Raw genomic sequence first — 12,473 nt, 5'->3', positions numbered from 1 at the left:
CGCTCAGCCCTGGCCCATCTTCGCGTAGGGGTTCAGCTGCTCCTCGGTCCCGGGGAGGATCCCCTCCTCCGTCGCCGACGGCTTGCCGGGGTCCGGCGGGAAGGACTCGGTCATGGACATCGGCATCGCCCCGTTGCGGTAGATGCTGTTCGAGCCGGTCGAGGGCTTCCAGGTGTTGGGCTGCCAGTCCGGCACGTAGTTGCGGTAGCCACCGGTGTTGAGCTCGACCCTCAGACCCGAGGGCTCGCGGAAGTACAGAAACGTCTGCTCACCCACGCCGTGGATGGAGGGCCCGTACTCGATGTCGGTGCCGTGCTCCATGAGCACGTCGGCGGCCAGCAGGAGCTGCTCGTGGGCGTCCACCCAGTAGGCGATGTGGTTGACGCGGCCGGGGATCGTGGAGGAGTCCTTGACGACGCCGAGGTCGTGGGACTTCTCGTTGGTCGTCAGGACGCCGAACACGGTGACGGGGGCGTGGTCCAGTTCCGTGTAGGCCATGATGCGGAAACCGAGGACGTCGCGGTACCACTCGCAGAACGCCACCACGTCGGGCGTGGCGACCGTGACGTGGTCGAGGAACCGCGGGGCGGCGGCGTGCTGGGACCGCTTCTCCGGCCGGTCGGGGAAGATCGACGCACGCTCGGGAGTGGCGATGAAGCGGGGCTGGTCGAAGTAGAACTCGGTGCTGTGCCCCCACGGGCCGGTGAACTGCACCGATCGACCGTGGCCCTGGCGCTTCTCGTGCTGCACCACCTGGGCACCGGCAGCGGCGGCGCGCTCGGCGATGGTGTCGATGGACGCCTCGTCGTTGGTGCGCCAGGCCATGTTCACCAGGGCCGGCACCTCACCGGGGCTGACGATGAGGCTGTAGTGGTAGTAGTCCCCCCAGCAGCGCAGGTAGACCGAACCGTGCTCGTCGCGCTCCACGACGCGCAGGCCGAACTGCTCCTCGTAGAACCGGGCGGATGCCTCCACGTCCGGGGAGGAGATCTCCAGGTGGGCCAGGTGGGAGAGGTAGGGCGAGGACATGCCGGGGTCCCTTCGGGTGCAGTGGGTGGATCCAGCGCGGTCCGCCCGTGGCGAGCACTGCGCTGTGCTGTGGTCAACGATGCCGCCGCGACGAGCCGGGCGGAAGCGGGGAATTCGCGATACCGGCGATCCGCCGCGTCGATGCCCCGCCGCGGCCACGCCCCGGAGAGCGTCGCCGGGGCGCTCAGGCGGAGAGCTCCACCTCGGCGCGGGCCCGGCCGCCGCCGGGGACCGGCATGTAGGAGATGCGCAGCCGCTGGCTGACCTCGACGTCGTGCACGCCCGGCGCGAGCCCGCCGGGGTGGGCGACGCGGACGGTCGCGACCTCACCGAGCTCCCAGCGGTCGTCGACGACCTCACCCAGCTCGGTGAGCGGGTAGCTGTTGCCGTGCACCGTGAACGTCGTCCGCTCAGGCGCCGCTCGCAGGCCGTCGACCGTGACGCTGACGTCCTCGACCATGGACAGGCCGAGGCCGCGGTAGTAGGGCATGCGGACCCCGACCTCGTAGCCGGTGGTGCGGCCGCCCTCCACGACGTTGCGCAGGGTGTCGCGGACGATGACGTACTTCTCGAACACGTCGCCTCCTCAGTTCTCGTGCCGGGCCAGGAGGCGCTGGAGCATCGCGTGGTGCCGGGTGACCTGCTCGACCGAGTCCACCGGGTACGCGTCCTGGATGTGCCGGTTGCCCTCGTACTCGCTGGACAGGCAGCCCTGGTAACCGCCCTCGACGAGGACGTCGACGATGCGGTCGTAGGGGATGGAGTACTCCGTCCCCTCGTCGGTCATCTCGTAGAACTTCGCCTGGACGTGGTGCGTCCGGTGCATCTGCTCGAGCAGCATCCGCGGATCGCGCCAGGTGTAGTGGGTCGCCTGCCGGGCCAGGCCGATCTCGACCGGCCCCCCGCCCATGTAGTTCACCGTGTCCATCAGCCCGTGCGTGTCGCCGTGGTCGTCGTAGGTGCCGACGACGAGGTCGACGAGGTCCTTGCGGGCGCCTTCGCGCAGCGCCCGCTCGGAGGCGACCCGGGGGAACCGCTCCACGAAGCAGCCCAGGTCCGGCATGAACCCCAGCGCGGGGCTGTCGAGCCGGTCCATCACCTCCAGGTGCCGCAGCACCCAGGGGTGCCGGTAGTGGAAGGGCGCGTGCACCTCCAGGAGGAGCTGGACGCCGGCGTCCTCGGCGTGGGGAGCCGCGTCGCGCAGGACCTCCGCCGGCGTGCTGATGATCGCGCGCAGCTTCGTCGTTCCCAGCCGCACGGCGAGGTCGATGTCGCGCCGCACCGAGGCCACCTGCTCCTCGTGGCTGAGCCGCCGCCCGGGGTGGCGCAGCGTGTCGAGGAAGAAGTCGTAGGCCAGGGGCCGGGTGCCGAACTCCGCCATCGTCGCGTGCCACTGCTCGATCCACGCGTCGCTGACGTGCGGGAACCCGGGGATCGACTGCTCGGGGATGATCTCGATGTTCACCGCCCCGATCCGGGCCGCTACCTCGACCGCGTCGCGGACGGTCATGGTGCGCAGGAAGAACTCCTCCTGGAAGCTGTACAGGCTCACCCCGCGGGTGATGCGGTGGTTCATCGGACGTCCTCCGTGGACGGGTCGGTGACGGCTGGGGTGGCGTCGGTCCAGAAGAGGACGACGACGGCCTGCGCGGCGATGAGGACGACGGGCACGACCAGGTACATGGTGCTGATGGCGCCGGCGGCTGATCCCGGCACGGCCGGGTCGTACCCGGACCACGCCAGCCCGTAGGCGACGGCGGCTGCGCCCAGGGCCGAGCCGACCTTGATCGCGAAGCTCACCCCTGCCGACAGCAGTCCCTCGTCGCGCTGGCCGGTCCGCGCCTCCTGGTGCTCGACGGACTCGGCGACCATGGTGAACATCGAGGTCATGGACACGCCGATGGCCAGGCTCGCCACGGCGTAGACCACGACGAAGACCCCGAAGCGGTGGTCCACCGCTCCCAGCGCGGCCCACCCGGCCCCACCGACGCCGAGGGCGAGCAGGTTGCCGCGGCGGATGCCGAGGCGCCGGTAGTAGCGCGGGGCGATCAGGCCGCCGGCGAGCATCGCCGCCGAGACGATGGGCAGCAGGATGGAGATGGCGGCGGGCCGCTGGAGGACGACGAGGGCGTAGTAGATCGTGACGGCGAGGACGAGGCCGAGCCGGACGAAGTTCAGCACGCCGTAGACGGACGTGACCACCCAGGCGCGGTTGCCCGGCAGGCTGCGCAGGGTGGCTCGCAGGTCGGTGGTGACCGGGTCGGCCGGGCGCGCGTGGCGTTCGCGGCAGCCCGCGAAGGTCCAGGCGAAGAACGCGACGCTGAGCGCGCTGTACAGGACGGTCACCACCGTCCAGCCGTTCTGCCCGCCGCCGAGCGCGGCGACCAGCGGGGTGGTGGCCGCGGTGACGACGATGGTCCCGATCGAGGACCCGATGCTGCGCAGCGCCCCCAGCTGCATGCGCTCGTCGCGGTCGCGCGTCATCATCGGCATCAGCGCGCTGTAGGGGACGTTCACCATCGAGAACAGGATCCCCAGCGTCAGGTACGTGACGAAGGCGTAGACGAGCTTGCCGGTGTCCCCCACGTCGGGGACGGTGAAGGTGAGGACCCCCAGGACGCCGAAGGGGACGGCCGCGAACAGCAGGTAGGGCCGGGCCTTTCCGAACCGCGAGCCGGTCCGGTCGACGAGCACGCCGATGAACGGGTCGATCACCGCGTCCAGCAGGCGCGCGACGAGGAACAGCGTGCCCAGCAGGGCGATCGGGACCCCGGCGACGTCGGTGTAGTAGAAGAGCAGGAACGAGCCCACGAAGTTCCACGACAGGTTCGAGGCGAGGTCACCGGCCCCGTAGGCCAACTTCTCGCGCCGCTGCAGGCGCTCGTGGAGGACGGGGGGCGGCGGTGCGGTGACGCTCCGCACCGTTGGGTGGGTCATGCTCTCCGCTCCTTCGCGCAGGTGTCTGCCGACACTGTGGGCCAGCGGGGGCCGGGAGCGGAAATCGCCATCCGACATCGCGGTCATCAGCGGCGTCGATGCCGCCGCCCGCCGCTCCCGCCCCTGCCCGCGCCGGCGCGGGCGGTCAGGTCCGGTCGGGGGTGAGCAGGAAGGAGGAGACCATCGAGGCCAGGCGCTCCACCATGACGTCGACCTCGGGCCCGTCGGCGCCCTCGGCCGTGCTCCCCAGGCCCAGCCGGCGGGCGATCACGCCGTAGACGACGGTGTGGCACCAGAGCACCGCCGCCTCGGGGTCGTCGCGCCGGATCTCCGCGCGGTGCCGCAGCAGGCCCTCGCAGAAGGCCGCGGTCGCGCGATCGGAGTACTGCCGGCCGACCCGAGCCACCTCGGGGTCGTGCACCGCCCGCAGCATGAACGGCCGCAGGACGCCGGCCTCCGTCTGCAGCACGCGGGCGAGCGCCGCGACGAGGTCCCTGACGCTCTCCGTGAGGCCGGGGTGCTGTCCGGCGGCGACACCCAGCGCCGCGAGGGTGAGCGCGTCGATCCGGTCGAGCTCACGCTCGTGCACCAGCCTCAGGAGCGCGTCCTTGCCCCGCACCCGGCCGTAGATGCTGCCGGTGGAGACCCCGGAGCGCTCGCTGACCTCGGCCAGCGTGAAGGAGTCGTCGCCCCGTTCCCGCAGGAGCGAGAGGGCCGCGTCCTGGACCCGCGCGAAGGACTCCTTGCTGCGCGCCTGCAGGGGTTCCCGGACCGCGGGGGTCTCGCCCCCGGGGCGGGACGGGGCGGGGAGCGTGGGGTTGCGTTCCGGCACGAAGACCGAACCTAGCCCAGCGACCGAGCCCGGCGGGTGGTTGACGAGGAGAGTCCACCGACCTAGGGTTCAGAACGCGGATTCTGATTCCATTCCCGCTCGGTCCTGGCACCGCCGCCACTCACCGGAAGGCCACCGCGATGCTCGAGCCCACGACCGCACCCCCGCTGTGCCCGGTCGACGTCCACGACCCGCGCAGCTACCGAACCGTCCTCGGGCACGTCCCCACCGGCGTCACGCTGATCACCTCGGGCCCCACCGATCGAGGCGCCGAGCAGCCCGCGGCGGCCATGGTGGTGGGGACCTTCGGGTCGGTCTCCCTGGCCCCCCCGCTCGTCTGCTTCATGCCCGACCGCGCCTCGACGACCTGGCCCCTGGTGCGCGCCCACGGCCGGTTCACCGCGAGCGTGCTGGGTCAGGACCAGCTCGAGGTCTGCCGCGCCTTCGCCCGCAAGGAGCCCGACCGCTTCGAGCGGTTCGGCTGGCACCGCACCGACACCGGTGGCCACGTGGTCCCGGGCGCAGCCGCCTGGGTGGACTGCGAGGTCCACGACGTCGTGCCCGCCGGCGACCACGACATCGTCCTGGCGCGCGTCCTCGCCCTCGGCGCGAACCCCGACGTCGCGCAGTCCCTCGCCTTCTCCCGCGGCGCTTACGGCGCGCCGACCCCGATCTGACGACCACCCGGAGGCCACGATGCACTTCTCGCTGTTCCTGACCACCCGTTCCACCGCGCCCTCCGAGGACCGGGCGGTGATGGACGCCCTCGTCGAGCACGTCGACCTGGGCGCCTCCCTGGGTTTCGACGCCGTCTTCCAGCCGGACCACCACTTCACCGGTTACGCCCCCCAGGCCAGCGACCCGTTCATCTTCGCGGCCTACCTCGCCGCCCGGCACCCCGAGCTCTGGTACGGGTTCTCCGTCCAGACCGTTCCCCTGCACCACCCCGTGCGCTTCGCCGAGCGGCTGGCGCTGCTCGACCAGCTCACCGACGGCAAGCTCCTCGTCGGGGTGGGCTCGGGCACCACGCCGGAGGAGTCGATCGGCTTCGGCGTGAACTTCCAGGACACCTCGCGCCTGTCCCAGGAGAACCTCGAGATCGTCGGGCAGCTGTTCGCCAAGAAGCCCGACGACGAGCCGGTCCAGTTCGCGAACTCGCACTACTCGGGTGCGGTCGTCAGCCGGATCAGCCCCACCCCCTACGGCGGCCGGGTGCCGACGATGATGCCCGTGGCGGCCCGCCCCTCCAGCACAGAGCGCGCCGCACGGCTCGGGCAGCCGGCGTTCATCCTGAACTTCCTGCCGCCGCAGATGAGCCCGGAGAACCCCTTCGAGGTGTTCGCGGAGTCCTACCGCCGCTACCGCACCGCGCTGGAGGCCCAGGGCCACCCGCGGGCCGTCCTCGACCACGCCCTGGACTGGACCACCCACAGCTACCAGTACGTGCACCTGGCTGAGACCGACGAGCAGGCGGAGGCCGAGCTCGACGTGCTGCTGGAGCAGTACCAGCGCACCGTCGAGCGCGAGCACGTGGCGAACAAGAAGGCCGAGGCCATCAGCGGCGTCGACCTCAAGGAGCCGACCGACGGGACGACGCCGGAGTGGAAGCGCGTCTGGTGCCTGTACGGCTCCCCCGAGACGGTGACGGCCAAGCTGAAGGAGTACGCCGACCTCGGCGTGGGCAACCTCCTCGGCGGGTTCATGGGCGGACCGCTGACCCCTGAGCGCCGCCGCGCCACCGACCAGTCCCTGCGCCTCTTCGCCGAACGCGTCATGCCGAACTTCCGGACCAGCAAGTGACGGTCGGCGACCTCGACGTCGAGACCCGCGCCGCCGCCACGGCGGGGGTCAACGGCTGGACCGCGCACGGTCTGCCCGAGGCCGGGGTCCCGGAGCTGACGTTCCTGGACGGCCCGCTCGGCCTCGTCAGCCGCACCATGGACGAGCGCGACACCGCCACCCTGCTGCCGTCCGGCACCTCGCTCGCGGCCAGCTGGGACCCCGACCTCGTGCACCGCGTGGGTGGTCTGCTCGGTGCCGAGGCCCGCCGCGAGGGCGTCGACGTCGTGCTCGGCCCGAACCTCAACCTGCCGCGCACACCGTTCTCGGGGCGCAGCTTCGAGATGTTCTCCGAGGACCCCCACCTCACCGGCGTCCTCGGTGCCGCCTGGATCCGCGGGCTGCAGGAGCAGGGCGTCGGGGCCTGCGCCAAGCACCTGGTCGCCAACGACACCGAGACCCGCCGGCAGGCCATGGACGTCTCGGTCGACGAGGCCGACCTGCGTGAGGTGTACCTGGCTCCCTTCGAGGCCGCCGTCGAGGCGGGGGCGTGGAGCGTCCTCACCGCCTACAACCGGGTCCGGGGCGAGCACTGCTGCGAGAACGCGGCGCTGTTGCGCGTCCTGAAGGAGGAGTGGGGCTTCGACGGCGTCACCGTCTCGGACTGGTTCGCCACCCGCGACACCGTCGCGTCGGCCCGCGCCGGCCTGGACCTGGAGATGCCGGGCGGCCCGCGGTTCTTCGGCCCCGCGCTGGCCGAGGCCGTCCGCGCCGGTGACGTGGAGGACTCCCGCCTCACCGACGCGGCCCAGCGGATCGTGCGGCTGGCCGAGCGTGTCGGGCGGCGCGAGGGGTCCACCGCTCCCCCGACGTCGGCGCTCGGCGCCGCGGAGCAGGTCGACCTGCTGCGCACGGCCGCCGCGGCCGGCACCGTCCTGCTGCACGACGACGGCGGCGTCCTGCCGCTGCGGACCGCGCCGGGGCGCACGCTGGCGGTCCTGGGACCCAACGCCGTGGTGCCCTGCCTGCAGGGCGGCACCTTCGCCAAGGTGACCCCGCGGACCCGGCCCACGACCCCGGCCGAGGCCCTGGTGGCCGCGTTCCCCGGCGCCGAGGTGCTCGTCGCGCCGGGCTGCGCGCCCTCCGGGCTGCAGCCCTTCGGCGAGGTGGTGCTCGAGGGCTTCGCGCCCGGGACGAGCGAGCCGGGAGCCACGCAGGTGCGCCCCACCTCGACCTTCGTCTGGTTCGGTGAGATCCCCGGCATCGGCGGCCCGGGGGTCGGTGGCCGCGTCCGGCTCAGCACCGACTTCACCGCCGAGGTCGGCGGCACCCACGAGCTGCTCCTCGGCGGCACCGGCGACGCCACCCTGCTCGTCGACGGCGAGCAGCGGTCCACGTGGCCGGCACCGGACCCGGCCGACGTCATGGGGGTCGTCGCCCGCGCCGACACCGTGGCGACCGAGGTCCACCTGGAGGCGGGGCAGCGCGTCCGCGTCGTCGGCGAGTTCGACCTCGTGCCCGGGCGGGTCCAGTCGGTGACGCTCGGGTACCGGGCCCCGGCGCCGGCGGAACTGCTGGACCAGGCCGTGGCCCTGGCCGCGCGCGCCGACGACGTGGTGCTCGTGCTGGGCGACGACCGCAACGCCTCCCGCGAGAGCGCCGACCGCACCACGACGGAACTGCCGGCCGAGCAGCTGCAGCTCCTGCGCGCCGTCGCGGCCGCCAACCCGCGCACCGTCGTGGTGCTCGACGCCGGCCACCAGGTCGACACCTCCTGGGCCGGCGACGTCGCGGCCGTGCTCGTCCCCTGGTACGCCGGTGAGCAGTTCGGTCCCGCCCTGGCCGAGGTCTTGAGCGGCGTCCGCGAACCCGGCGGGCGCCTGCCGCTGACCTTCGCCCGCTCCGACGCCGACTACCCCGGGTACGGGGTGGAGCTCGACGACGACCTGGTCCTGGACTACCGCAGGATCGAACCCGCGGGCCCGGCGCACTTCCAGGCCGGCGGCCCGGTTCCCGCCTACCCCTTCGGGCACGGCCTGGGGTACACGACCTGGCGGGTGCGGACGGCGCAGGCGGAACCGGACGGTGACGACGTCCTGGTGCACGTCGAGGTCGAGAACACGGGCGAGCGCGCCGGGGGCGACGTGGTGCAGGTCTACGGCCGCGCCCCGGGGGAGACCCGCTCCCGGCTGGTGGGTTTCGCACGCGTCGAGGCTCCCGCCGGCTCGAAGGTCGGCGCCACGATCAGGCTGACCCGCGCGGCGTTCCGCCGGTGGGACACCCCGGCCGGGCGCTGGACCGTGCCGGGCGGTGCGCACCTGCTCACCGTCGCCCGGTCCGCCGCGGACCAGCACGCTCACGAGATGAAGGTACAGCGATGACGGGCCGCTACCCGGGCGAGGTGGACGTCGCGGTCGTCGGCAGCGGACCGGCCGGCGCCGCGTGGGCCAGGACCCTGCACGAGAACGCCCCCGACCTGCGCGTCGCGGTGTTCGAGGTCGGGCCCGTGCTGTCCGCCCCGCCGGGCGACCACGTGAAGAACATCGCCGACCCGCAGGCCCGCCGGCGGGCTCAGCGGGCCTCCGAGGGGCCAGCGGCCGAGGCGGACGGCGAGCAGCCGCCCGCGACCGTCGACGGCCGACGTGGCCGCCCCGGCACGTTCCTGCTCGGCGACGGTTTCGCGGCCGGCGGCACGGGTCTGCCCGTGGGTGCCATGTCGAGCAACGTCGGGGGCATGGGAGCGCACTGGACGTGCGCCTGCCCGCGGCCCGGAGGGACCGAGCGCATCGGTTTCGTCGAGGACCTCGACGACCTGCTGGACGAGGCCGAACGCCTCCTCGGCGTCAGCGCGCAGGCGCTGGCCGACGCCCCGCTGGCCGGGGAGGTCCGGCGGCTGCTGGGCGCTGCGCTCGACGCCGACCGCCCGGCCGACCGCCGGGTGCAGCCGATGCCCCTGGCCGTGCGGCGCGACGACGCGGGACGGGCCCACTGGTCCGGTCCCTCCGTCGTCCTCGGCGACGTGCTGGAGCGCGGGGTCGCCCTGCACCCGGAGACGCTGGTGGAGCGCGTGCTGCGGGAGGGGAACGGCGCGGTGCGCGGCATCGCCGTGCGCGACCGCCGGGACGGGACGACGGCCGAGGTCGCCGCCCGGACCGTCGTGGTGGCCGCCGACGCCCTGCGCACCCCCCAGCTGCTCTTCGCCTCGGGCGTGCGCCCCCCGGCCCTGGGCCGCTACCTCAACGACCAGCCGCAGGTCCTGCTGGCCGTGCGGCTGCCGAACGAGGTGCTCGCCGGTGACGGTGCGGAGGACCACGGGGACGCGTCCACGGCGGCGCGCACCGCGATCGACGGCAGCAGCGGCGTCAGCTGGGTCCCCTTCGACGACGACCGGCACCCCTTCCACGGGCAGGTCATGCAGATGGACGCCTCACCGGTGCCCCGGCCCGACCTGCCTGCCGACCGCCCGGGCGCCTACGTCGGACTGGGCTGGTTCGTGGCCAAGGACGTCCGGGCGCAGGACCGCGTCGAGTTCGACGAGACCGCGACCGACGACTACGGGATGCCCGCGCCCCGTGTCCACTACGAGCTGACCGACGTGGACGCCGAGCGGTTGGCCGCCGCCAGGTCGGCCATCACGACGGCGGCCCACGCCCTGGGGCGGCTCATCGACGACGAGCCGATCGAGCTGCCCGCCGGGAGCTCCCTGCACTACCAGGGCACGACCCGGATGGGCCGCAGCGACGACGGCACCTCGGTGTGCGACGTCAACGGCGAGGTCTGGGGCGTCCCCGGCCTCTTCGTCGCCGGCAACGGCCTCATCCCGACCGAGACCGCCTGCAACCCCACCCTCACCACCGTGGCCCTGGCCGTCGGTGGCGCCCGGCACGTCGCGAAGACCCTCGCGCACGCAACCCTCGACCGGAAGGACGGCTCGTGACCTACCGCTGGGCCTACATGGACCACTGGCGCGTGGACACCCCGCGCGGACCGCAGACGCAGTACGCCAACCGGCGGCTGATGGACGACTTCGTCAAGCAGATCGCCGCGGTCGGTTTCGAGGGCCTGGACATGTTCGACTTCCAGGTCTACGGCCTGACGGGGATGTTCGGCTCGATCGCCAAGTACCAGGAGTACCTCCAGGACCACGGCATCGCCAAGATCGTGAACCTGTTCCGCGGCATCATGTACGACCCCCGCGTCGCCGACGCGCACGTCCGTGAGACGCACGACGAGATCGTCGAGAGCACGCGCCGGATGCTCGGCATGTGGTCCGACCTCGACATCGAGAACCTCATCGTCATGCCTGCGAGCCTCTACACCTCGACCGCTCCCGTCACCGACGACAAGATCGCGGCTGCCGCGGAGTGCTGGACGCGGGTGGGCGAGATGTCCCTCACCGAGTTCGGCGTCAGGACGACCGGGCACCACGAGTTCTTCTGCGCGATCCGCACGTTCGAGGACATCGTCAGGTTCTACGAGCTGACCGACCCGCGCTACGTCAGCTTCTTCTGCGACACCGCCCAGCACTGCATCGCCGGGGTCGACCCGGTCGACCTGTACGAGCGGCTGCACGACCGCGTCAGCGGTTTCCACTTCAAGGACACCCGGCAGCAGGACACGACGGGTGCCTACCAGCACCGCCCCGACGCCGAGCTGATGGCCCCGCAGACCGACCGCTGGTTCTACGAGATGGGCACCGAGGGCGGACTGGTCGACTTCCAGCGGCTGGTTCGGGCGATGGACGCCCACGGGTACTCGGGCTGGGTCACCGTGGAGCACGACAAGGCCAACATCGGCGGTGACTACGCTGAGAGCACCGCGCTGTCCATGTGGTACGCCCAGCAGGTCCTCGGGAAGGTGGCGTCGTGAGCATCCGCCGTTCGTACGCGGTCAACCAGTGGAAGCCGAACTTCGACGACTTCTGCCGGCCCGACGCCCACCTGCGCGCCTTCAAGACGGTCGTCGCCGCCGGTTTCACCGGCGTGGAGCTGCGCGGGGGGACGGGGAGGTGGGACCCGCTGGGCCGCCCCTCCTCGATCGAGAACACCTACGGGTCCCTCGCAGCGTTCGGCAAGCTGCTCACCGACGTCGGCCTCACCGCGGTGAGCAGCTGGGCGGTCGACCCGGGCGACCCCGTCGACGAGGAGCTCTCCCACGGCCGTTCGGTGCTCGATCGCGAGCAGCACGCGGCCATCGTGGAGTGGGCCCGGCCCTTCGCCGCCGCACTGGCCGAACTGGGTGGTTCGCGGCTGGTCGTGCGCGCCCTGCCTCCGGCGTGGCAGGTCGGCGCCGTGGAGTCCTCCACCGCGGAGACGGCCGCGGACTGCTTCAACGCCCTCGGTGCGATGACCGCCGAGCACGGGGTCCGTGTCTCGCTGCACGCCGACGTCCTGTCCGCTGCTGCGGACGACGAGGTGCTGGCCCAGCTGATGCGGGCCACCGATCCCGACCACGTCGGCCTGACCGTCGACACCGGGGAACTCACCCTGGCCGGGCTGGACCCGGTGGCGGTGGTGCGGCGGCACGTGACGCGGGTCGACCACCTCCAGCTCAAGGACACGCGCTTCGTGGACACCGCCGGTGAGCGGCTGCGCCCGCACGCCGAGCACGCCTTCCTCACTGCGGGTGGTGACCGCGAGGTGGAGCGGTGGTTCTTCGAGGTGGGCACGCGTGACGGCCTGGTGGACGCCCCCGCGGTCCTGGACGCCGCGCGCGACGCCGGGTACGACGGCTGGGTCGTCTTCGAGAGTGAGCAGACCCCGAACCCGGCGTCGAGCGTGATGCTCAACGGCTGGTACGCCAAGCACCGGCTCGGCCTGTGACCGGCCGTTCACGACGAGGCTGATCCCTCACCACCGGGCCCCTGGTCGTGCGGTTCCGCGGAACCGCACGACCA

General features: G+C 72.6%; 11 protein-coding genes. 6 read left to right on the top strand and 5 right to left on the bottom strand.

Translation table 11 applies throughout. The features are described from left to right. Positions 1 to 3: 3 nt before the first annotated feature. The 5 genes from ACRYR9_RS03400 to ACRYR9_RS03380 form a co-directional block, all read right to left on the bottom strand. The gene (locus tag ACRYR9_RS03400; protein ID WP_432493276.1) at positions 4 to 1,029 is read right to left on the bottom strand and encodes a VOC family protein; all 1,026 of its coding nucleotides are present in this window, start codon (positions 1,027 to 1,029) and stop codon (positions 4 to 6) included. Between the two features lie 184 nt (positions 1,030 to 1,213). Next, entirely contained in the window at positions 1,214 to 1,606 is a 393-nt protein-coding gene (locus ACRYR9_RS03395) for a C-glycoside deglycosidase beta subunit domain-containing protein (RefSeq protein ID WP_432493278.1), read from the bottom strand. 9 nt (positions 1,607 to 1,615) lie between these two features. Further along, entirely contained in the window at positions 1,616 to 2,605 is a 990-nt protein-coding gene (locus ACRYR9_RS03390) for a sugar phosphate isomerase/epimerase family protein (protein WP_432493280.1), read from the bottom strand. Then, positions 2,602 to 3,966: an MFS transporter gene (locus ACRYR9_RS03385; protein ID WP_432493282.1), complete on the bottom strand. Its 1,365-nt coding sequence runs from the start codon at positions 3,964 to 3,966 to the stop codon at positions 2,602 to 2,604. Before ACRYR9_RS03385 ends, ACRYR9_RS03390 begins: the two co-directional genes overlap by 4 nt. A 145-nt stretch (positions 3,967 to 4,111) precedes the next feature. Continuing rightward, positions 4,112 to 4,798 (bottom strand): TetR/AcrR family transcriptional regulator, encoded by a 687-nt coding sequence (locus tag ACRYR9_RS03380; RefSeq protein ID WP_432493284.1) that lies wholly within the window; start codon positions 4,796 to 4,798, stop codon positions 4,112 to 4,114. A gap of 140 nt (positions 4,799 to 4,938) precedes the next feature. Between ACRYR9_RS03380 and ACRYR9_RS03375 the strand changes: the two genes are divergently transcribed. The 6 genes from ACRYR9_RS03375 to ACRYR9_RS03350 are packed head-to-tail and all read left to right on the top strand — an operon-like array spanning position 4,939 to position 12,399. Then, positions 4,939 to 5,475 carry a flavin reductase family protein gene (locus tag ACRYR9_RS03375; RefSeq protein ID WP_432493286.1) on the top strand — a complete coding sequence of 179 codons (537 nt, stop codon included), beginning with the start codon at positions 4,939 to 4,941 and terminating at the stop codon, positions 5,473 to 5,475. 19 nt (positions 5,476 to 5,494) lie between these two features. Beyond that, positions 5,495 to 6,598: an LLM class flavin-dependent oxidoreductase gene (locus tag ACRYR9_RS03370; protein WP_432493288.1), complete on the top strand. Its 1,104-nt coding sequence runs from the start codon at positions 5,495 to 5,497 to the stop codon at positions 6,596 to 6,598. Continuing rightward, positions 6,595 to 8,958 (top strand): beta-glucosidase family protein, encoded by a 2,364-nt coding sequence (locus tag ACRYR9_RS03365; protein ID WP_432493290.1) that lies wholly within the window; start codon positions 6,595 to 6,597, stop codon positions 8,956 to 8,958. The genes ACRYR9_RS03370 and ACRYR9_RS03365 overlap by 4 nt, the downstream gene beginning before the upstream one ends. Continuing rightward, on the top strand, positions 8,955 to 10,514 hold the full coding sequence (locus ACRYR9_RS03360) for a GMC family oxidoreductase (RefSeq protein ID WP_432493292.1): 1,560 nt from the start codon (positions 8,955 to 8,957) through the stop codon (positions 10,512 to 10,514). The genes ACRYR9_RS03365 and ACRYR9_RS03360 overlap by 4 nt, the downstream gene beginning before the upstream one ends. Then, entirely contained in the window at positions 10,511 to 11,446 is a 936-nt protein-coding gene (locus ACRYR9_RS03355) for a sugar phosphate isomerase/epimerase family protein (RefSeq protein WP_432493294.1), read from the top strand. Before ACRYR9_RS03360 ends, ACRYR9_RS03355 begins: the two co-directional genes overlap by 4 nt. After that, positions 11,443 to 12,399: a sugar phosphate isomerase/epimerase family protein gene (locus ACRYR9_RS03350; protein WP_432493296.1), complete on the top strand. Its 957-nt coding sequence runs from the start codon at positions 11,443 to 11,445 to the stop codon at positions 12,397 to 12,399. The genes ACRYR9_RS03355 and ACRYR9_RS03350 overlap by 4 nt, the downstream gene beginning before the upstream one ends. Positions 12,400 to 12,473 lie beyond the last annotated feature (74 nt).

The organism is Kineococcus auxinigenes (genome assembly GCF_050871525.1).
Classification (GTDB): domain Bacteria; phylum Actinomycetota; class Actinomycetes; order Actinomycetales; family Kineococcaceae; genus Kineococcus.
The sequence above is the reverse complement of the archived record's forward strand: the minus strand, read 5'-3'. Positions and strand labels throughout refer to the sequence as shown.